Below are 18,518 nucleotides of genomic sequence, written 5' to 3' on the forward strand. Positions count from 1 at the left end.
CCGACAACTGCCGCATGCTCTATGGCGATGCCCAGCCCATGGCCGGGGAGATCATTCAGCATTTGAAGACAATGGGGTAGGGGAGGAGGGACTTTCCCCAAGGCCGGATTGTCGGATTTGCGACAACCGGCCTGTTCTGTAAGTCAAGTAAAATCAACGTGTTATGTTTGGCACGCATTTCGCTGAATCCTCTTCAGATCATTGGAGAACGCCATGAAAGCCAGCAAAATTCAGGCCCTGCTCGACGAGCCGGCCTGCGACCACAACAAGAAGGAAAAGTCCGGTTGCGCCAAGCCCAAGCCGGGCGCCACGGCCGGCGGCTGTTCCTTCGACGGCGCACAGATCGCGCTGCTGCCCATCGCCGACGTCGCGCACATCGTGCATGGGCCGATCGCCTGCGCCGGTTCGTCGTGGGACAACCGCGGCACGCGTTCCTCCGGTATCACGCTGTACAAAATCGGCATGACCACCGACCTGTCGGAAACCGACGTCGTCATGGGGCGCGGCGAGAAGCGGTTGTTCCATGCCATCAAGCAGGCCATCGACAGCTACGCGCCGAAGGCGGTTTTCGTCTACAACACCTGCGTCACCGCGCTGATCGGCGACGACGTCGGAGCCGTCTGCAAGGCGGCGACCGAGCGCTGGGGCGTGCCCACCGTGCCGGTCGATGCCGCCGGCTTCTACGGCACCAAGAACCTCGGCAACCGGCTGGCCGGCGAGGCGATGTTCAAGCACGTCATCGGCACGCGCGAGCCGGTGCCCGCCGCGCCGCGCGCCGACGGCCTGCCGACCTACGATGTAAACCTGATCGGCGAATACAACATCGCCGGCGAGTTCTGGCACGTCGCGCCGCTGTTCGACGAACTCGGCCTGCGCATCCTGTGCACGCTGTCCGGCGATTCGCGTTTCCACGAAGTGCAGACCATGCACCGTGCCAGGGTGAACATGGTGGTCTGCGCCAAGGCACTGCTCAACGTGGCGCGCAAGATGCAGGACAGCTTCGGCATCCCGTTCTTCGAAGGCAGCTTCTACGGCGTGGCCGACGTGTCGAATGCCCTGCGCGACTTCGCCCGGCTGATCGGCGACCCGGACCTGACGGCACGCACCGAGGCCGTCATCGCCCGCGAGGAGGCCAAGTCGCACGCTGCGTTGGAGCCGTGGCGCCAGCGCCTGAAGGACAAGCGCGTGCTGCTCTACACCGGCGGCGTCAAGTCGTGGTCCATCGTCTCCGCGCTGCAGGACCTGGGCATGAAGGTGGTCGCCACCGGCACCAAGAAGTCCACCGAAGAGGACAAGGCCCGCATCCGCGAACTGATGGGCGAGGACACCAAGATGATCGACGACGGCAGCCCCAAGGCGCTGCTGTCGACCTACCACGAGTACCAGGCCGACATCCTGATCGCCGGCGGCCGCAACCTCTACACCGCGCTCAAGGCGCGCATTCCCTTCCTCGACATCAACCAGGAACGCGAATTCGGCTACGCCGGCTACGACGGCATGGTCGAACTGGCCCGCCAGCTGGCGCTGTCGATGGAAAGCCCGGTGTGGAAAGCGGTCAGGCGGCCGGCGCCGTGGGCGGCGAGCAAGGGGCCGGGGGAAGTATTGGCGGCCTGATGGGGCGTGGCTGTCAGGAACTCTGGATGTAGCCAATCAGGCTACGAAGGTAGCCAATTTGGCTACAGTTTTGGGAGATGAGCAGGAAGGCGTTATTCGTAGTGCGTCCACATCCGCAATACGCGAACCACGCGTTCCTGCGGGAAGACCTCGTAAACCAGGCGGTGCTGGATATTGATGCGTCGCGAGTAAGCGCCAGCCAGATCGCCGACCAGCTTTTCGTAGGGTGGCGGATTCTGAAACGGGTCGGTCGCCAGGATGCCCAGGAGTTCCATCGCCTTGCTCTTCAAACCAGCTGCGGCCAGCTTCTTGGCATCCTTCTGCGCATGCTTCGAGTAGGCGATCTGCCAGCCTACCATTCAAGCTCCGTAGCGCTTTCGCCCAACGGCTCGGCCATGCCTTCCTTGATGGATTCGCGCATCCCCGGAACCGACAGCAGATGGAGCGTTTCCTGAATGGCCTCCCAGTCCTCAGATGCCAGCAATACCGCGCTCGTTCGCTTTCCCGCGATGTGAATCGGCTGGTGCGACTCGGCCGCCTGATCGATCAGTCGATACAGGTTGGCGCGGGCTTCGCTTGCGGTCAGGGTGGTCATGCTTGTTCTCCGGGAATGAGTAGAATAATGGTACGTTTTTGCGTACGAATTGTCGACCTATACTTTTTCGGGGATAAGCGCGGACTGTCCCCGATTACCCGACAGAAGCGCCCTTTTCCTGCAGAAGGGCTCGCAGCACCGAGCGATGGCAGCGCGCTTCGTCCTCGCAGTAACAGCCGACGGAAAAATTGTTCTGGCGTGACAGGGCAGCCAGGAGTTCAAGAGCATGGCTGTTCTCGGGGGTGCCCATCTCGGCCCGGTACTTCTTCTTGAAGGATTCCCACTCCGCAACGCTCTTGGCCTGTTGCCCAAGCTTCATGGTTTCCACGCTCGGCGCAAGATTGGGAAACCACACGTCGTACCAGTTCCCGGAGGCGAACTCGGTCTTCGGAATGCCGCGTGGCGGACGGCGCACTGTGCCAATGCGCGTGCCTTCATCATCGGTTCTTGGCGTGCCGAGTCTGACGATGCGAACGACCATGCGAAGTCTCCTTGTGATGTCCGGCAACCGGATGGAACGAGCTTGAGCGCCATGATTATGCCTTTACTTTGGACAGGTGATCCTGAAAGCACTCAAGTCATGAAGGGTGCCTGTCACAGCCCCGGCAGTAGCGGGTTGTCGTATTGCCTACAATTGAACTTCATTTAACCAATTGATTTTTCAGTGAATGTATATTGGCGCGTTCCTTGCTGAGATGTGGTCAATCTCAACGGGGCGATGTCCAAATGGCAGAAATCATCCAATCCAAGAAGGCGCTGGCGGTCAATCCGCTCAAGGTCAGCCAGCCGGTTGGCGCGTCGCTCGCTTTCCTCGGCCTGGCCAAGAGCCTGCCGCTGATGCATGGCTCGCAGGGGTGCACGGCGTTTGGCAAGGTGTTCTTCGTGCGCCATTTCCGCGAGCCGATTCCGCTGCAGACGACGGCGATGGATCAGGTGTCGACCATCATGGGTGCCGACGAGAACATCATCGAGGCGTTGCGCACGCTGTCCGACAAGAGCAAGCCGGACATCATCGGCCTGGTCACCACCGGCCTGTCGGAAACGCAGGGCACCGACATCCTGCGTGCGGTCAAGGATTTCCGTGCCGCGCATCCCGAATTCGCCCACGTCGCCGTGGTGCCGGTCAATACGCCGGACTACGTCGGTTGCCTGGAAAGCGGTTACGCGCTGGCCATCGAGTCGCTGATCGCCACGCTGGTGCCGGAAAGCCGGAGCGCCGGCAAGCGGCCGAAGCAGGTCAATGTGCTGGCCTCGGCCATGCTGACGCCGGGCGATATCGAGGCGATCAAGGAGTGGGTCGAGGCTTTTGGCCTGCGCCCCGTCGTCGTGCCGGACATCGGCGATTCGCTGGACGGCCATCTGGTCGAGGCGGAGACCTCGTCGCTGACCATCGGCGGCACGCCGCGTTCGGAAATCGAGATCATGGGCGAATCGGCGGCGACGCTGGTGGTTGGCCCCTCGCTCAACAAGGCGGCCGACCTGCTGCACAAGCGCACCGCCGTGCCCGATTTCCGCTTCGAAGGCCTGATGGGCCTCGACGATTGCGATGCCTTCACCCAGGCGCTGGCCGACATTTCCGGCAACCCGGTGCCGGCGAAGGTCGAACGCCAGCGTGCCCAGTTGCAGGACGCCATGGTGGACAGCCATTTCATGATCGGTTTCGCCCGCGTCGCGCTGGCCGCCGACCCCGACCTGCTCGGCATGCAGGCGCGCTTCCTGACCGGCATGGGCGCCAAGATTGTCAGCGCGGTCAGCCCGCACAAGCACGACAGCCTGCTCGGCCTGCCCATTCCGAAAGTCATCGTCGGCGACCTCGAAGACATGGAAAAGGAGGCACGCGCCAACGCTGCGCAGCTGGTGATGGCCAATTCGCACGCCGCCGAGACGGCCAGGCGCCTCGGCCTGCCGCTGCTGCGCGCCGGTTTCCCGCAGTACGACCTCGTGGGCGGTTATGCCCGCACCTGGGTGGGCTACCGCGGCACGCGGCAGGCCTTGTTCGATCTCGCCAATCTCATGTTGGGGCAACACCATGAACTCGAACCCTATCGATCGATTTACTGGAACGAATCCCGTCCAGACGAACGCCATGTCCTCTCGTCGGCTGCAACTGGTCTGGTCCATTAGGCAGGAGCCGGAAGCCGTGCTCAAGGTCGCCTTCGCCTCCACCGACCGCAGCCGGGTCAACCAGCATTTCGGCGCCGCCGAGGGCTTCGCCATCTTCGAGGTGACGCCGGACAAGGCCACCTTGGTCGGCGTCGCCGAATTCGCCGAGGAGGCGATGGACGGCAACGAGGACAAGCTGGGCGCCAAGGTCGATTTCCTGGAAGGCTGCGCGGCGGTCTACGTCATGGCCATCGGCGCCTCGGCGATCAAGAAGCTGATGGCCAGGGGCATCCAGCCGATACGCGTCGACGAGGTCGATGCCATCGACGACCTGCTGCTCGACATCTCGAAGGCGATGACCGAGGGTGGGGTGGCCTGGGTCGACCGCGCCATCGCCGCCCAGGGCAAGGCCAAGCCGGAAGACCGTTTTGCGTCGATGGAAGCGGAAGGCTGGGAAGGCTGATGGCAACGAACATGATCGAACACCGCGGCATCGTGCAACGCATCGAGGGCGGCCAGGCGCTGGTCGCCATGGAAACGGCCGGCTGCTCCTCGTGCGGCCAGGGCGCTTCGTGCGGGGTCGGCAAGATGGCCGCCGGCCGCCCGGCGACGCTGCTTACCATCCCTGTCTCCGCCGACATCCGGGCCGGCGATTTCGTGCTCATCGGCCTGCCGGAAAGCAAGCTGACCCTGTCGGCGCTGCTCGGCTACCTGTTCCCGGCCTTCGCCATGCTCGTCGGCGCATGGCTCGGGGCCAGCCTGGAAGGCAGCGACGGCGGCACGGCGCTCGGCGCCATCGTCGGCTTCCTCGGTGCGCTGGCCATCGCCCGCATCGCCATCGGCCTCGTTCCCGGCCTGCTGCCGGCGCCGCGGCTGATCCCGATTTCCAACCAATCCACCGCCTTCCCCAAGGAGCACCATCATGACTGAAGCCATCGCCGCCGATCCCATCCTCGAAACCGATTTCGTCAAGGAAATGGCCCGCCAGATGCGCGCCCTCGACACCTACGGCACCTACCAGGGCTGGAGTGTCGAGAAGATCCTCGACCCCTACGTGCTGACCAAGGAGCGCAAGGCGGAAATCCCGCTCATCGGCGATCCGGACGACGAGACCATTTCCCGCGTCAAGGCCTTCTACAACGCCGTCGCCGTGCTCATCGAGAAGGAATGCAGGCTGCTCGCCGTGCCGCTGGTGCACCTGACGCACGAAGGCTTCGGCCGCGCCCTGATCACCGTCGGCAAGCTGGTCGCCGTCGACCGCACGCTGCGCGACGTGCATCGCTTCGGCTTCGCCAGCCTGTCGAAGATGAAGGACGAGGCCGACAAGATCCTCGGCGTCGCCCTCGAACGCATCGGTCAGCACCCGGCGGTGGCGGGGCTGTGATCGTGTCCGATGACGAAATCGCCGCCCTCGACAAGGAAGTGAAGAAGCTGAAGCGCATCGCTTCCGAGTGGGCCTCGCAGATGCACGACCTCGTGGAAGACCGCCTGCCGGCGGCCTACCAGGAGATTCCCGGCATCGCCCGATCCACCTTCGACGCCTGCCAGGCCTGGGCCGAAGCCAATGCCCGCCTGAGCGCCGCCCGGAAAGGACAACCCGCATGATTACCGGCCTCACCCGCGGCGGCGCCGAATGGACGCCGCAATTCGCCACCCACCTCGACCAGGCCAAGTGCATCGGCTGCGGCCGCTGCTACAAGGTCTGCCCGCGCAACGTGCTCGACCTCGTCGAACGCGAGCTGGACGATGACGACGACAGCGAGGACGACAACATGATGGTCATGTCGCTGGCCAACCCGCTGGACTGTATCGGCTGCGGCTCCTGCGGCCGGGTCTGTCCGAAGAGCTGCTACACCTACGCGCCGGCCTGAGCATGGTCCAGCCGCCCGATCCGGCCTTCGGCGAGGCGGTCTGCGCCGCCCTGCGCGGCCAGGTCGAAAAGCTCGGGCTGTCCATCGGCCCCGAGCCGGTGTGGGCGGCCGCCAGCTTCGCGGAGGCGGTGGACCCGTTCTCGCAGGAAGCCAGCGTCGTCGCCACCTGGCGCGGCGGGGCGCGCTTCGGCAAGGCCAGCTTTTTCCCGGATGGCCGCGTCTTTGCCGAGTACCAGGTGCTGCTGCCGTCACCGACCGATGCCGGTCGCTACATCGACAGCGTGCAGGTCTGGGGCGATGCCGGCAAGCTGCGTGGCGAGGCCATTGCGGCCGAGTACGCCAAATAGGCCATGTCGGTCCTGCCTCGCCTGATCCTGCTGCACAAACAGAAGACCAGCGGCCGCGTCCGTTTCCTGTGCTTCGCCGCCGGCATCCTCGCCTTCGACCCCTTGCCGGCGCTGGCCGCCCTGCGCGACGAGGATTACTCGCCGACGGTGCACTTCCATCCGACCGCCGTCGTGCGCGAGGCGGAAGTCCGCCTCGGCTTGCCGGAGGGCGCCATCGAGCCGGAAGCCGAGTTCGCCGCCTGGGTCGATACCGCGACGGGCGACGTGCCGGTGCTGCTCGCCGCCTTTGCCGCCGTCGACCCGCCGTTCGAGGCGGCCGGGCGGAGCCATGGCCGCTTCATCGCGATCACCGAGTCCCGGCACCTGAGCGATATCGAACGCCAGTTGCTGCGCCGGGCCTACGAACACGTGCTGGGTTAGATTCCCGGCATCGGCACGAAGCCGGGCAGCGCCTTGATGCGGGCGATCCATTGCCGGATATGGGGGAAGTCGGCCAGCGACACGCCGCCTTCCGGCGCCAGCGCAACGTAGGGGAAGACCGCGCAATCGGCGATGGTCGGGCGGCCCAGCGCCAGCCAGTCGTGGCGCGCCAGGTGGGCGTCGAGCAGCGGCAGGATGCGGGCGGCGCGACGCAGGGTGTCGGCCTTGTCCAGCTGGTAGCCGAACTTGTCCACCAGGCGGGCCGCGCCGGGGCCATTCTGGATTTCATTGGCCGATGTGGACAGCCATTGCATGACCGTTGCCATGCCGGTCGCGTCGCCGGGCAGCCAGCTCTCGCCGGCATAGCGCCGGGCCAGGTAGACGAGGATGGCCTGGGAGTCGCGCAGCACCACGTCGCCGTCTTCGAGGATGGGGATTTCGCCCCACGGGTTGAGGTCGATCAGCGGCGGGCGCTTGTGTTCGCCGGCCAGGAAATCGACCGCCACGATGTCCAGCGGAATGCCGGCCAGCGCGGCCAGCAGACGGACCTTGTAACAGTTGCCGGACAGCGACAGGTCATGCAGTTTCATGGGGTTCTCCTTTGCTTGGGTGGGATTTTCAGGGCATCAGGCCGCGTTCGGCCAGTTCGTTCACGGTGTAGCGGGGGGTAATGTGCTGGGAGCAGTTCCAGTCGAAGGCGGCGACGCGGATGCGCATGATCCGCTCGGCGACCGGATCGCCGGAGGCGGTGACGGCCTGCAGCAAGGCCGGGTCGGCGGCCGCCGCCGGGCACACCTCGATGTTGCCGAGGATCTTCAGGCGCCGGCGGTTGGGGTAATCGACCAGGATCAGCGCCGCCTTCGGATTGTCCGCCAGGTTGCCGACGCTGACGAATTGCCGGTTGCCGCCATAGTCGGCGAAGGCGAGCAGCGATGGCGCGAGCACCTTGAGGAAGCCGCCCGGCCCGCCGCGATGCTGGACGTGCGGCCAGCCCGTCGAACTGACGGTGGCCAGGTAGAAGCTGTTGCGGGCGGCGATGAAGGCGCGCTCGCCATCCCCCAGCTCCGGCGTTGCGCCTGCCGCCGTCGGCGGCATTTCATTGCCGTTGTAGCGGCGCTGCTCGGCGCGCACGCCGGGCGTATAGGCAAGGTGGGCAAAATGGCGGGACATGATGGGTTCGTCTTTCTGATGGCTCGCGGTGATGAAGCCATGTTGATCCATTCGTGAAGGGCAATAAATAGATCGCATCGCATTTGATTGCTGCGAAAACCGGTTTAATATCGGGAGATGGACAAATTCAAGGCCATGAGCACCTTTGTGCATATCGTCGAAGCCGGCAGCCTGACCGGCGCGGCGGAGCGGCTCGGCGTCTCGCTGACCGCCGTGGTGCGCACGCTGGCCGCGCTGGAGCAGGGAATCGGCGTGCGCCTGCTCAACCGCACCACCCGGCGCATCGCGCTGACCGACGAGGGGCGGGAATATTTCGAACGCTGCCGCCGCCTGCTGGCCGATCTCGAAGAGGCCGAGAATGCGCTGAGCGACCGCCAGCTGACGCCGAGCGGCCGGCTCGCCATCACCGCCCCGGTGATGTTCGGTCGCCTGCACGTGGCGCCGGTGGTCACCGATTTCCTCGTCGCCTATCCGGAAATGCGGGCCCGGCTGCTGTTGCTCGACCGGGTCATCGACTTGCTGGAGGAGGGCGTCGACCTGGCGATACGCATCGGCCCGCTGCCCGACTCGTCGCTGGTTGCCATTCCGCTGGGCGCGACCGGCCGCGTCATCTGCGCCAGTCCGGACTACCTGGCCCGCCACGGCACGCCCCGGCATCCGGCCGACCTGGCCGGACATCGCTGCATCCGCTTTACCGGCCTGGGCAGCGGCAGCGACTGGGTGTTCGCCCGGGGCGGCGAAACGCAAAGGGTCGCCGTCGCCGACAGCTTTGCCGCCAACCAGGTCGATGTCGCCCTCGATGCCTGCCGCAAGGGGCTGGGCTGCGGCCGTTTCCTCGCCTATCAGGTGCGTGAGCTGGAGGCCGGCGGCCAGCTGGTGCGCATCCTGCGCGACTGGGAGCCGGAGGCGCTGTCGGTCAGCCTCGCTTACCCGCACAGCCGGCTGCTCTCGCCGCGCATCCGCGCCTTTGTCGATTGGGCGACACCCCGCCTGCGCGAGCGCCTGGCGGGATAGACGGCCTCCGTCGGCGGCATCCCGCGGGAAGCCGACAAAACCCCGCCGTCACCGCCTTTGTCGCAAACACGACAAAGCGATGTTGTGTGGCAAGTTATTGAAAAATCGGTGTTTATGGTGACCCGGTGGCGTGGCATGCCCTTTGCGAGAAGAGGGCATCAACCCCTGGAGAACCGACATGATCAACCTCACCCCCGCTGCCGTGAAAGCCGTCCAGCGCTTCATCCGCGGTTCCGAAACGCCGGTTGCCGGCCTGCGCCTGATGATCTCCGGCGGCGGCTGCTCCGGTCTGCAGTACGGCATGAAGCTGGAGGCCGAGAAGGCCGAGGACGACTGGGAACTGGAAGTCGAAGGCGTCAAGCTGCTGGTCGATCCGATGACCTTCCCGATGATCGACAACGTCACCGTCGATTTCGTCGACACGCTGACCCATACCGGCTTCAAGTTCGACAACCCCAACGCCAGCTCGCAGTGTTCCTGCGGCTCGTCGTTCTCGGTCTGAGGAGCACCAGCCATGTGGGAATATTCTGACAAGGTCCGCGAGCACTTCTTCAACCCGCGCAACTCCGGGCCGCTCGAAGACGCCAACGGCATCGGCGACGTCGGTTCGATCCAGTGCGGCGACGCGCTGCGCCTGATGCTCAAGGTCGATCCGGATACCGAGATCATCGAGGACGCGCATTTCCAGACCTTCGGCTGCGGTTCGGCCATCGCCTCGTCGTCGGCGCTGACCGAGATCATCAAGGGCATGACGCTGGACCAGGCGCTGGAAGTCTCCAACCAGAACATCGCCGACTACCTCGATGGCCTGCCGCCGGAAAAGATGCACTGCTCGGTGATGGGCCGCGAAGCGCTGCAGGCCGCCATCGCCAACTACCGCGGCGAGGAATGGTCGGACGACCATGAAGAGGGCGCGCTGATCTGCAAGTGCTTCGCCATCGACGCGGTGATGATCGAGGACGTGGTCAAGGCCAACAACCTCAACACCGTCGAGGAAGTGACTTTCTACACCAAGGCCGGCGGCGGTTGCGCGGCCTGTCACGAGGGCATCGAGGAAATCCTCGCCCAGGTCAAGGCCGAACGCGCCGGCCCCGGCGAAGTCTCGCCGCCGCCCGCCTGCCCGGCGACGCCGGAAGCGCCGAAGCCGCCGAGCGCCAAGCTGACGCTGGTGCAGAAGATCAAGAAGATCGAGGAAGTGCTGGAGTCGGTTCGCCCGATGCTGCAGCGCGACCACGGCGACGTCGAACTGGCCGACGTGCAGGGCAAGAAGATCTACGTGCATCTGAAAGGCGCCTGCTCCGGCTGCATGATGGAAGCGGCCACCCTGGGCGGCATCCAGCAGAAGATGATCGAGACGCTGGGCGAGCTGGTGCAGGTCCTGCCGTCGTCGCACATGCCCGTAGAGGCCTGAGTCGAACCCACCCCGTCACAACAGAGAACCCGAGGACCGCGCCATGGAACCGAAACCGATCTACCTGGACAACAACGCCACGACGCGGGTCGATCCTGCCGTGGTCGAAAGCATGCTCCCGTTCTTCACCGAGCATTTCGGCAACGCCTCGTCGATCCACGCCTTCGGCAGCGAGGTCGGCAAGGCGCTGAAGAAGGCGCGCAGCCAGGTGCAGGCGCTGCTCGGCGCCGAGCACGATTCGGAAATCATCTTCACCTCCTGCGGCACCGAGTCCGACTCGACGGCCATCCTGTCGGCGCTCAAGGCGCAGCCGGAGCGCAACACGCTGATCACCACCAACGTCGAGCATCCGGCCGTCCTGACCCTGTGCGAATGGCTGGAGAAGGAGGGCTACATCGTCCACAAGCTCAAGGTGGACAAGAAGGGCCGCCTCGACATGGACGAGTACAAGTCCCTGTTGAACGACCGCGTCGCCATCGTCTCGGTAATGTGGGCCAACAACGAGACCGGCACCATCTTCCCGGTGGTCGAGATGGCCGAGCTGGCTTCGGCCAAGGGCATCATGTTCCACACCGACGCCGTGCAGGCGGTCGGCAAGATTCCCATCGACCTGAAGAACACCAGGATCGACATGCTGTCGCTGTCCGGCCACAAGCTGCACGCGCCCAAGGGCATCGGCGTGCTCTACCTGCGCCGCGGCTGCCGCTTCCGGCCGTTGCTGCGCGGCGGCCACCAGGAGCGCGGGCGGCGGGCCGGCACCGAGAACGCGGCGTCCATCGTCGGTCTCGGCAAGGCCTGCGAGCTGGCCCTGCGACACATGGAGGCCGAGAACAGCACGGTCAAGCGCCTGCGCGACAAGCTGGAGCAGGGCATCCTGAGCCAGATCAGCCATTGTTTCGCCACCGGCGATACCAGCAACCGCCTGCCCAACACCAGCAACATCGCCTTCGAATACATCGAGGGCGAGGCCATCCTGCTGCTGTTGAACAAGCTCGGCATCGCCGCCAGTTCCGGCTCGGCCTGCACCTCCGGCTCGCTCGAACCGTCGCACGTCATGCGCGCCATGGGCATTCCCTACACCGCCGCCCACGGCACCATCCGCTTCTCGCTATCGGTCTACAACACCGAGGCCGAAATCGACCGCGTCATCGCCGCCGTGCCGTCGATCATCGCCCAATTGCGCAAGCTGTCGCCCTACTGGGGCGACAAAGGCCCTGCGGCCAACCCGCAGGAAAGCTTCGCCCCCACCTACGCCTGACGGCTACCGTCTCTCTCTGCAGCAACTCGGTTCGGCCCCGGAAGCGATTCCGGGGCCATTTTTTTGCGCGGGGCGCATTCTCATGATTTTCTGTAGGCTGGCGGGGCGATCGTTTGGAGGCGCCCGGCCGGCGTGGTTGGAATAATCACTGCCGGAGGCCGCCGGCCAAAAAATACAGGAGACAACATGAACACCCATTTTCCCGCACGGATTGCCCGGCCCAGCCGGATGGTCGCCCTGCTGGCCGCCACCTTTCCCGGGCTGGCCATGGCCGACGCGACGGTGAGCCTCGACGCGGTCGTCGTCACCGGCAGCCGCGTCGAGCACAACAGCTTCGACCTGCCGGCGGCCATCGACGTGGTCGATGCGGCGCGCATCGGCGCCGACCAGGCCCGCGTCAATGCCTCCGAAGCGCTGGCCTCGGTGCCCGGCATCACCGTGCAGAACCGCCAGAACTACGCGCAGGACCTGCAGATTTCGTCGCGCGGCTTCGGCGCCCGTTCGGCTTTCGGCGTGCGCGGCATCCGCCTGGTGTCCGACGGCATCCCGGCCTCGATGCCGGACGGCCAGGGGCAGGCCGCCACCTTCAACCTCGACCGCGCCGAGCGCATCGAGGTCATGCGCGGCCCGATGTCGGCCGTCTACGGCAACCACGCCGGCGGGGTGATCCAGATGTTCACGCCGGACGGCAAGGGCGCGCCGAGCATCGAGGGCAGTTTCGCGGCGGGCAGCTATGGCACCTGGAAGACCAATCTGAGCGCCCAGGGCGAGGTCGGCGGTCTCGGCTACGTGATTGACGCCTCGCGCTTCGCCACCGACGGCTATCGCGACCACAGCGCAGCCGAGCGCGACCAGACCCTGGTCAAGCTGACCTACCGGCCGAGCCAGGACGGCAAGCTGACCTTCATCGTCAACACCTTCCGCCAGGATGCCCAGGACCCGCAGGGCCTGCAGTGGTCGGAATTCAAGGCCAATCCGCGCGGCCTGGCGTGGGATGCGACGCGCAACAACTACCCGGCGCTGGCCTACGACACGCGCAAGAGCATCGACCACACGCAAGGCGGCCTGACCTACGAACACCGCTTCGGCGACCACAGCGTGCAGGTCTCCACCTACGCCGGCCAGCGCTCGACGACGCAGTACCAGTCCATCCCGGTGGGCACCCAGACCTCGTCGGCCCGGCAGTCCGGCGGGGTGATCGACTTCGACCGCGAGTTCGCCGGCTTGTCCGGCCGGTGGACCGGGCGTTTCGGCTTGGCCGGCGGCCGCCTGACGACGACGCTCGGCTTCGACTACGAGCAGGCGACCGACGACCGGCAGGGCTACGAGAATTTCGTCGGCAGCGGCTCGCCCGCCAACTGCATCGCCAACGTCTGCGGCGTCGCCGGCCGCTTGCGCCGCAACGAGGAAGACCGCGTCGCGACTTTCGACCAGTACGCCCAGGCCGAGTGGCAGGGCGAGCGCTGGGTGTTCAGCGGCGGCCTACGCCACAGCCGCATCGCCTTCCGGGTCGACGACCGCTATCGCAGCGGCGTCAATGGCGACGACAGCGGCCGCGTCAGCTACGACAAGACCACGCCGACCGTCGCGGCGATGTACCGGGTCACCGATACGCTCAACGTCTACGCCAGCGCGGCGCGCGGTTTCGAGGCACCGACCTTCAACGAGATGTTCTATTCCAGCGGCGGCGGCTCCTTCAATTTCGCGCTCAAGCCGGCGACCAGCACGCATTACGAGGTCGGCGCCAAGGCCATGCTCGGCGCCAGCAGCCGCCTCGACGTGGCGCTGTTCGACATCAGGACGCAGGATGAGCTGGTCGTGCTGTCCAGCACCGGCGGCCGAACCGCCTACCAGAACGCCGGCAAGACCGAGCGGCAGGGCGTCGAGGTGGCGCTCGACAGCCGCTGGAGCGAGCAGCTGAGCAGCCGTCTGGCCTACACCTTCCTCGATGCGCACTATGCCGAGAATTTCTCCACTTCCACCGGCGTCGTCTCGGCCGGCAGCCGGCTGCCCGGCATCGCCGCCCACAACCTGTTCGGCGAACTGGTCTGGCGGCACAAGCCGAGCGGCTTCCACGCCGCCGTCGAAGGCATCGTCCGCGACAAGGTATACGTCGAGGACAGCAACCTGCGCCAGGCGGCGCCCGGCTACGCCATCGCCAACCTGCGCATCGGCATCGACCGCCAATACGGGCCTTTGAGCCTGCGCAGCTTCGTCCGCCTCGACAACGTTTTCGATCGCCAGTACGTCGGTTCGGTCATCGTCGGCGACAGCAACAACCGTTTCTACGAGTCGGCGCCGGGCCGCAACTGGCTGGCCGGCGTCAGCGCCCGATACGCCTTCTGAGAGCTTTCCTTTCCCAGCTTGCCCGGCCGCGTGCCGGGCTTTTTTTTGCCTGTTTCCGTTGTTGCGTTTTGAGTCAGCGGCGGAGCAGGTGTCCAGAAAATGAGCGCCGGTGAAGCAGTTCGCGTCCCGCTCGGCGGCCGCGAACATCGGCGAAAATCCTTGATACGGCAGGGGTTTCGGCGTTTTTCGGGTGATTCGTGCAAGGCCTGGCACAGGCTTCGCAAACAGATAGGCTCCATGCCATCGGATCGGATGGCAGCGGGGGAAACAGCCCGGAGCGCGACTTCGGGCGGCACACATCAACGAAAAACACCTGGAGACTTTTCATGAAGAAAATCCCGTCCGTTCGTCCCTTGGTTCTCGCATTGCTCGCCTGCGGCAGCACCGGCAGCCAGGCCGTCAGCTTCACCCAGAATGATGTCACGCTCGACATCAACGGCACCATCAACGGTTTCTACGTCGTCCGCGACGCCAAGACCACCGACCGCATCACCGGGCAATCGACCACGACGACCAACAGCGAGCTGACCAACGGCCTGCTGCCGGGCTGGATCAACTTCGTCGCCACCACCCAGGCCAAGGGCCAGGACATCAAGGCGCACATCAGCTTCGCGCCGGGCATCAACAACAACTCCCAGACCGTCGGCCTGCCCATCGGCAATAACGCCAACGGCGCCGGCACGACCAATCCGTACAGCCAGATCGACACCCGCAACGTGTATTTCCAGTTCGGCAACAGCAGCTGGGGTACCCTGAAGTTCGGCCGCGATATCGGCCTGTTCGGCCAGAACATCATCCTCTCCGACATGACCTTGCTCGGCGTCGGCGGTACCAGCAATGCCGGCATCCCGTACAACACCACCTTCGGCATGATCGGCCACGGCTACATGTACACCGGCTTCCAGCCGCAGATCACCTACTCGACCCCGAACATGGGCGGCCTGCAGGCTTCCGCCGGCATCTTCCAGCCGAGCAGGTTCGCCGGCGACGAAACCAAGACCCCGGGCTTCCAGGCCAAGGTTGACTACGACTGGAAGGGCGCCATGCCGGGCAAGGTGTGGGGCGGCCTGGTGACGCAATCGACCAGCTGCTCGGTCAATCCGTGCACCACCAAGTCGTTCACCGGCACCGGTTACGAAGTCGGCGCCAAGGCCGGCATCGGCAATTTCGAAGCGGTCGCCTACGCCTTCAAGGGTACCGGCCTCGGCTTGTCCACCGTTGGCGCCCAGTTCTTCGGCGGCAGCGACGGCAACGGCAACAAGACCGATTCGACCGGCTACTTCCTGCAGGGCACCTACAAGTTCGGCGACACCAAGTTCGGCATCAACTACGGCCAGAACAAGGACAAGGACGGCTACACGCTGACCAGCAGCCGCACCATCAACAGCGTGCTGCGCGCCACGCCGGACAACCAGATCAAGAACCGCGCCGTGACCGTCGGCGTCTATCACTCGCTGAACAAATACATCACCCTGGTTGGCGAATTCAACGACGAGCGCATCACCAACGTGCTCGACACCAACTACGACAACAAGAACCGTACGTTCTCGGTGGGCGGCCTGATCTTCTTCTGATCGTCGCCCCGGCAGTCAAAAAACTTCTTGCGTCAGATGTTTTCCTCGCATCTGTTCAGGGCACCCCTCGGGGTGCCCTTTTTTCTGGCGTTCGTCCTGTTGGCGCTGCCCTGCGCTCCGCTCGGGGCGGCGGAAGGCGTTGCCACGGTCGAGATCGCGGAAAGCGACTTCCAGTCCGCGCACGACGCGCTGGTCGAGGCGATCGAGGCGGAGGGCATGGTGGTTGGCGCTGTGCTCCCGTTCGGGGAAATGCTGGAACGCACCGGCAGGCAGGCGCGGGAGCATGAAGCGGGGCCGTACCGGCGTGCCGAGCTGGTCCAGTTCTGCAGCGCCGCCCTGGCGCACGCCATGGTTCGTGAGGATGCCGGCCAGATCGTCTTCTGTCCCCTGTCCATCGCGATCTACGTGCCGGCGGCGAATCCGTCGCGCGTCGTCATGGCCTATCGCACACCGGGCGACGGGTCGCCGGCCAAGAGGCAGGCGGGCGAACTGCTCGGCCGCCTGGTGGCCCAGGCGGCGCGGCTGGCCAAGTTGCGTTGGTGACGCCGGGCGGGCGACTCAGCGCTGGTGGTTCATCAGGGCCTTGAGGCCGCTGACGTTCAGGATCCGGATGTGTTTCTGCTGGACCGCGATGTGGCCTTCTTCCTGGAACTTGGAGAAGGCGCGGGAAACCGTTTCCAGTTTCAGGCCGAGGTAGGAGCCGATTTCCTCGCGCGTCATGCGCAGGTAGAACTCGGCATGCGAAAAGCCGCGCGAAGTGAAGCGCTGCGACAGGTTGAGCAGGAAGGCGGCCAGCCGCTCCTCGGCGCGCATGGTGCCGAGCAGCATCATCACGCCATGGTCGCGGACGATCTCGCGGCTCATCACCTTGTGGAAGTGGTGCTGCAGCGTGTGGATTTCCCGCGACAGGCCTTCCAGGCGCGAAAAGGGAATGGCGCACACTTCGCTGTCTTCGAGCGCGATGGCGTTGCAGGTGTGATGTTCGGTGCTGATGCCGTCGAGGCCGAGCAGTTCGCCGGCCATCTGGAAGCCGGTCACCTGGTCGCGGCCGTCCTCGAGCAGCACGTCGGTCTTGAAGAAGCCGCTGCGGATGGCGTAGATGGCATCGAAGCCCTCGCCGGCGCGGTACAGATGGTCGCCGCGCTTGACGCGGCGGCGGGTCGATACCAGGTCATCGAGCCGCTCCAGCTCTTCAAGGCTGAGGCCGAGAGGCAGGCACAATTCGCGCAGGTTGCAGTTCGAACAGGCCGTCTTGATAACGGACAGGGAAACTTCCTGATTCAGCGGGCGTGTTTGGGGCATTGGCAACCTGCGTTGGCTTGATCCATGTCAACCGCGATATGATGCCCTCCGAACATAATCCGAGCAATACTTCGTGGCTTGTCTAATGAATTTCGCAACTGAAAATCTCGTCTTCGATCCGCAGATCATTCGCCGTTTTGACGTCAACGGCCCTCGCTACACGTCCTATCCCACTGCTGACCGCTTCGTCGAAGCGTTCGATGCGGAGGCAGCCAAGCTGTGGCTGGGCAAGCGCAATATCGGCGGGATCAGCAGACCGCTCTCATTATACTTCCACATCCCTTTCTGTAACACTATCTGCTACTACTGCGCCTGCAACAAGATCATCACCAAGGATCACGGGCGCAGCGCCAAGTACCTGAAATATCTGGCCAAGGAGCTGGACATGCAGGCGGCTGCGCTGGAAGGGCGCGACGGCGAGCACGAGGTGATCCAGCTGCACTGGGGTGGCGGCACGCCGACCTTCCTGTCGCATTCCGAAATGCGCCAGCTGATGGGCGAGACGCGCAAGCATTTCAAGCTGCTCGACGGCGGCGAGTATTCCATCGAAGTCGACCCGCGCAAGGTCGATTACGAGACCGTCGCGCTGCTCGGCGAGCTCGGCTTCAACCGCATGAGCGTCGGCGTCCAGGATTTCGACGAAAAGGTCCAGGTTGCCGTCAATCGCGTGCAGAGCGAGGAAGAAACCGCGCTGGTCATCAACGCGGCGCGCGCCAACGGCTTCAAGTCGGTTTCCATCGACCTGATCTACGGCCTGCCGCACCAGACGGTGATGGGTTTCAACCGCACCCTCGAACGCGTGCTGGCCATGGACCCGGATCGCCTGTCGATCTACAACTATGCGCACATGCCGAGCCTGTTCAAGCCGCAGCGCCGGATCAACGACGGCGACCTGCCGAACGCCGACACCAAGATGCAGATCCTGGCCCTGGCCATCAAGAAGCTGACCGAGGCCGGCTACGTCTATATCGGCATGGACCACTTCGCCAAGCCGGACGACGAACTGGCCGTCGCCCAGCGTCAGGGTCGCCTGCATCGCAACTTCCAGGGCTATTCGACCTACGCCGACTGCGACATGCTGTCTTTCGGCATCTCGTCGATCAGCAAGGTCGGGCCGAGCTACTACCAGAACGTCAAGACCGCCGACGAATACTACGACCGCATCGACGCCAACGTGCTGCCGGTGTTCCGCGGCATCGAGCTGACCGCCGACGACATCCTGCGCCGTTCGATCATCCAGGCCCTGATGTGCCATTTCGAGCTGTCCATCGAGAGCATCGAAAGCGCCCACCTGATCGACTTCCGCAAGTACTTCGCGGCCGAGCTGGAGGACATGAAGGAAATGGAGCGCGCCGGCCTGCTCAAGGTCGAACGCGACTGGATTTCCGTTCTGCCGCCGGGACGCATGCTGGTCCGCGTGATCTCCATGGTCTTCGACCGTTACCTGCGCGAAGGGCGGCAGCGGGCGAGTTATTCCAAGGTGATCTGATCAC

23 protein-coding genes are annotated in these 18,518 nt (G+C 64.9%); 17 read left to right on the forward strand and 6 right to left on the reverse strand.

The genetic code is table 11. The annotated features are described in order from the left end of the window. Positions 1–213 precede the first annotated feature (213 nt). Complete coding sequence (gene nifE / locus Q0P59_RS15540; protein ID WP_295007905.1) at positions 214–1,614, forward strand: nitrogenase iron-molybdenum cofactor biosynthesis protein NifE; 1,401 nt, start codon at positions 214–216, stop codon at positions 1,612–1,614. A 92-nt stretch (positions 1,615–1,706) separates the two neighbouring features. Here the strand turns inward: nifE and Q0P59_RS15545 are convergent, their stop codons facing one another. The 3 genes from Q0P59_RS15545 to Q0P59_RS15555 form a co-directional block, all read right to left on the reverse strand. Further along, positions 1,707–1,973, reverse strand: coding sequence for a Txe/YoeB family addiction module toxin (locus Q0P59_RS15545; RefSeq protein WP_295007907.1), 267 nt, complete (start codon positions 1,971–1,973; stop codon positions 1,707–1,709). Continuing rightward, positions 1,967–2,209, reverse strand: a complete 243-nt coding sequence (locus Q0P59_RS15550; RefSeq protein ID WP_295007909.1) for a type II toxin-antitoxin system Phd/YefM family antitoxin — start codon at positions 2,207–2,209, stop codon at positions 1,967–1,969. Before Q0P59_RS15550 ends, Q0P59_RS15545 begins: the two co-directional genes overlap by 7 nt. A gap of 94 nt (positions 2,210–2,303) precedes the next feature. Continuing rightward, complete coding sequence (locus Q0P59_RS15555; RefSeq protein ID WP_295007911.1) at positions 2,304–2,690, reverse strand: DUF488 family protein; 387 nt, start codon at positions 2,688–2,690, stop codon at positions 2,304–2,306. A 245-nt stretch (positions 2,691–2,935) separates the two neighbouring features. On the opposite strand from Q0P59_RS15555, the gene nifN reads away from it, so the two are divergent. The 8 genes from nifN to Q0P59_RS15595 are packed head-to-tail and all read left to right on the forward strand — an operon-like array spanning position 2,936 to position 6,950. Then, a complete protein-coding gene (nifN, locus tag Q0P59_RS15560) occupies positions 2,936–4,333 on the forward strand; it encodes a nitrogenase iron-molybdenum cofactor biosynthesis protein NifN (protein WP_295007913.1) in 1,398 nt (465 codons plus the stop codon). Next, complete coding sequence (locus Q0P59_RS15565) at positions 4,296–4,775, forward strand: NifB/NifX family molybdenum-iron cluster-binding protein (RefSeq protein WP_295007916.1); 480 nt, start codon at positions 4,296–4,298, stop codon at positions 4,773–4,775. The genes nifN and Q0P59_RS15565 overlap by 38 nt, the downstream gene beginning before the upstream one ends. After that, complete coding sequence (locus tag Q0P59_RS15570) at positions 4,775–5,242, forward strand: SoxR reducing system RseC family protein (RefSeq protein ID WP_295007918.1); 468 nt, start codon at positions 4,775–4,777, stop codon at positions 5,240–5,242. The genes Q0P59_RS15565 and Q0P59_RS15570 overlap by 1 nt, the downstream gene beginning before the upstream one ends. Continuing rightward, positions 5,235–5,696, forward strand: coding sequence for a NifX-associated nitrogen fixation protein (locus tag Q0P59_RS15575; RefSeq protein ID WP_295007919.1), 462 nt, complete (start codon positions 5,235–5,237; stop codon positions 5,694–5,696). Before Q0P59_RS15570 ends, Q0P59_RS15575 begins: the two co-directional genes overlap by 8 nt. A 2-nt stretch (positions 5,697–5,698) precedes the next feature. Then, positions 5,699–5,917, forward strand: coding sequence for a CCE_0567 family metalloprotein (locus tag Q0P59_RS15580; protein ID WP_295007922.1), 219 nt, complete (start codon positions 5,699–5,701; stop codon positions 5,915–5,917). Then, entirely contained in the window at positions 5,914–6,183 is a 270-nt protein-coding gene (gene fdxB, locus Q0P59_RS15585; protein ID WP_295007924.1) for a ferredoxin III, nif-specific, read from the forward strand. The genes Q0P59_RS15580 and fdxB overlap by 4 nt, the downstream gene beginning before the upstream one ends. 2 nt (positions 6,184–6,185) lie before the next feature. Beyond that, a complete protein-coding gene (locus Q0P59_RS15590; protein ID WP_295007926.1) occupies positions 6,186–6,530 on the forward strand; it encodes a hypothetical protein in 345 nt (114 codons plus the stop codon). Between the two features lie 3 nt (positions 6,531–6,533). Then, positions 6,534–6,950 carry a hypothetical protein gene (locus tag Q0P59_RS15595; RefSeq protein WP_295007928.1) on the forward strand — a complete coding sequence of 139 codons (417 nt, stop codon included), beginning with the start codon at positions 6,534–6,536 and terminating at the stop codon, positions 6,948–6,950. Here Q0P59_RS15595 and Q0P59_RS15600 read toward each other — a convergent pair. Then, positions 6,947–7,540, reverse strand: coding sequence for a glutathione S-transferase (locus Q0P59_RS15600; protein WP_295007930.1), 594 nt, complete (start codon positions 7,538–7,540; stop codon positions 6,947–6,949). The two genes, Q0P59_RS15595 and Q0P59_RS15600, sit on opposite strands and share 4 nt — an antisense overlap. 28 nt (positions 7,541–7,568) lie before the next feature. Further along, positions 7,569–8,120 carry a pyridoxamine 5'-phosphate oxidase family protein gene (locus Q0P59_RS15605; RefSeq protein WP_295007932.1) on the reverse strand — a complete coding sequence of 184 codons (552 nt, stop codon included), beginning with the start codon at positions 8,118–8,120 and terminating at the stop codon, positions 7,569–7,571. A gap of 117 nt (positions 8,121–8,237) precedes the next feature. On the opposite strand from Q0P59_RS15605, the gene Q0P59_RS15610 reads away from it, so the two are divergent. The 7 genes from Q0P59_RS15610 (at position 8,238) to Q0P59_RS15640 (ending at position 16,266) form a co-directional block, all read left to right on the forward strand. After that, entirely contained in the window at positions 8,238–9,134 is an 897-nt protein-coding gene (locus Q0P59_RS15610; RefSeq protein ID WP_295007934.1) for a LysR family transcriptional regulator, read from the forward strand. 178 nt (positions 9,135–9,312) lie between these two features. After that, positions 9,313–9,636, forward strand: coding sequence for an iron-sulfur cluster assembly accessory protein (locus Q0P59_RS15615; protein WP_295007936.1), 324 nt, complete (start codon positions 9,313–9,315; stop codon positions 9,634–9,636). 12 nt (positions 9,637–9,648) lie between these two features. After that, the gene (gene nifU / locus Q0P59_RS15620) at positions 9,649–10,545 is read left to right on the forward strand and encodes a Fe-S cluster assembly protein NifU (protein ID WP_295007938.1); all 897 of its coding nucleotides are present in this window, start codon (positions 9,649–9,651) and stop codon (positions 10,543–10,545) included. A gap of 43 nt (positions 10,546–10,588) precedes the next feature. Then, on the forward strand, positions 10,589–11,803 hold the full coding sequence (nifS, locus tag Q0P59_RS15625) for a cysteine desulfurase NifS (RefSeq protein ID WP_295007940.1): 1,215 nt from the start codon (positions 10,589–10,591) through the stop codon (positions 11,801–11,803). 186 nt (positions 11,804–11,989) lie between these two features. Next, a complete protein-coding gene (locus Q0P59_RS15630) occupies positions 11,990–14,149 on the forward strand; it encodes a TonB-dependent receptor (RefSeq protein ID WP_295007942.1) in 2,160 nt (719 codons plus the stop codon). Between the two features lie 326 nt (positions 14,150–14,475). After that, on the forward strand, positions 14,476–15,723 hold the full coding sequence (locus Q0P59_RS15635; protein WP_295007944.1) for a porin: 1,248 nt from the start codon (positions 14,476–14,478) through the stop codon (positions 15,721–15,723). A gap of 27 nt (positions 15,724–15,750) precedes the next feature. After that, positions 15,751–16,266 carry a hypothetical protein gene (locus tag Q0P59_RS15640; RefSeq protein WP_295007946.1) on the forward strand — a complete coding sequence of 172 codons (516 nt, stop codon included), beginning with the start codon at positions 15,751–15,753 and terminating at the stop codon, positions 16,264–16,266. A 15-nt stretch (positions 16,267–16,281) separates the two neighbouring features. On the opposite strand, the gene fnr is transcribed toward Q0P59_RS15640, so the two are convergent. Next, positions 16,282–17,025, reverse strand: coding sequence for a fumarate/nitrate reduction transcriptional regulator Fnr (gene fnr, locus Q0P59_RS15645; protein WP_295007948.1), 744 nt, complete (start codon positions 17,023–17,025; stop codon positions 16,282–16,284). An 85-nt stretch (positions 17,026–17,110) separates the two neighbouring features. On the opposite strand from fnr, the gene hemN reads away from it, so the two are divergent. Further along, positions 17,111–18,514, forward strand: coding sequence for an oxygen-independent coproporphyrinogen III oxidase (gene hemN / locus Q0P59_RS15650; RefSeq protein ID WP_295007950.1), 1,404 nt, complete (start codon positions 17,111–17,113; stop codon positions 18,512–18,514). The last annotated feature ends 4 nt before the right edge of the window (positions 18,515–18,518 follow it).

Source organism: uncultured Dechloromonas sp. (genome assembly GCF_945957265.1).
In the GTDB taxonomy this organism is placed as follows: Bacteria; Pseudomonadota; Gammaproteobacteria; order Burkholderiales; family Rhodocyclaceae; genus Azonexus.

Excerpts from the sequence above, each read along its gene's own strand:
- nifE (WP_295007905.1), top strand. The coding sequence starts at position 214 with ATGAAAGCCAGCAAAATTCAGGCCCTGCTCGACGAGCCGGCCTGCGAC.
- Q0P59_RS15545 (WP_295007907.1), bottom strand. The coding sequence starts at position 1,973 with ATGGTAGGCTGGCAGATCGCCTACTCGAAGCATGCGCAGAAGGATGCC.
- Q0P59_RS15550 (WP_295007909.1), bottom strand. The coding sequence starts at position 2,209 with ATGACCACCCTGACCGCAAGCGAAGCCCGCGCCAACCTGTATCGACTG.
- Q0P59_RS15555 (WP_295007911.1), bottom strand. The coding sequence starts at position 2,690 with ATGGTCGTTCGCATCGTCAGACTCGGCACGCCAAGAACCGATGATGAA.
- nifN (WP_295007913.1), top strand. The coding sequence starts at position 2,936 with ATGGCAGAAATCATCCAATCCAAGAAGGCGCTGGCGGTCAATCCGCTC.
- Q0P59_RS15565 (WP_295007916.1), top strand. The coding sequence starts at position 4,296 with ATGTCCTCTCGTCGGCTGCAACTGGTCTGGTCCATTAGGCAGGAGCCG.
- Q0P59_RS15570 (WP_295007918.1), top strand. The coding sequence starts at position 4,775 with ATGGCAACGAACATGATCGAACACCGCGGCATCGTGCAACGCATCGAG.
- Q0P59_RS15575 (WP_295007919.1), top strand. The coding sequence starts at position 5,235 with ATGACTGAAGCCATCGCCGCCGATCCCATCCTCGAAACCGATTTCGTC.
- fdxB (WP_295007924.1), top strand. The coding sequence starts at position 5,914 with ATGATTACCGGCCTCACCCGCGGCGGCGCCGAATGGACGCCGCAATTC.
- Q0P59_RS15590 (WP_295007926.1), top strand. The coding sequence starts at position 6,186 with ATGGTCCAGCCGCCCGATCCGGCCTTCGGCGAGGCGGTCTGCGCCGCC.
- Q0P59_RS15595 (WP_295007928.1), top strand. The coding sequence starts at position 6,534 with ATGTCGGTCCTGCCTCGCCTGATCCTGCTGCACAAACAGAAGACCAGC.
- Q0P59_RS15600 (WP_295007930.1), bottom strand. The coding sequence starts at position 7,540 with ATGAAACTGCATGACCTGTCGCTGTCCGGCAACTGTTACAAGGTCCGT.
- Q0P59_RS15605 (WP_295007932.1), bottom strand. The coding sequence starts at position 8,120 with ATGTCCCGCCATTTTGCCCACCTTGCCTATACGCCCGGCGTGCGCGCC.
- Q0P59_RS15610 (WP_295007934.1), top strand. The coding sequence starts at position 8,238 with ATGGACAAATTCAAGGCCATGAGCACCTTTGTGCATATCGTCGAAGCC.
- Q0P59_RS15615 (WP_295007936.1), top strand. The coding sequence starts at position 9,313 with ATGATCAACCTCACCCCCGCTGCCGTGAAAGCCGTCCAGCGCTTCATC.
- nifU (WP_295007938.1), top strand. The coding sequence starts at position 9,649 with ATGTGGGAATATTCTGACAAGGTCCGCGAGCACTTCTTCAACCCGCGC.
- nifS (WP_295007940.1), top strand. The coding sequence starts at position 10,589 with ATGGAACCGAAACCGATCTACCTGGACAACAACGCCACGACGCGGGTC.
- Q0P59_RS15630 (WP_295007942.1), top strand. The coding sequence starts at position 11,990 with ATGAACACCCATTTTCCCGCACGGATTGCCCGGCCCAGCCGGATGGTC.
- Q0P59_RS15635 (WP_295007944.1), top strand. The coding sequence starts at position 14,476 with ATGAAGAAAATCCCGTCCGTTCGTCCCTTGGTTCTCGCATTGCTCGCC.
- fnr (WP_295007948.1), bottom strand. The coding sequence starts at position 17,025 with ATGCCCCAAACACGCCCGCTGAATCAGGAAGTTTCCCTGTCCGTTATC.
- hemN (WP_295007950.1), top strand. The coding sequence starts at position 17,111 with ATGAATTTCGCAACTGAAAATCTCGTCTTCGATCCGCAGATCATTCGC.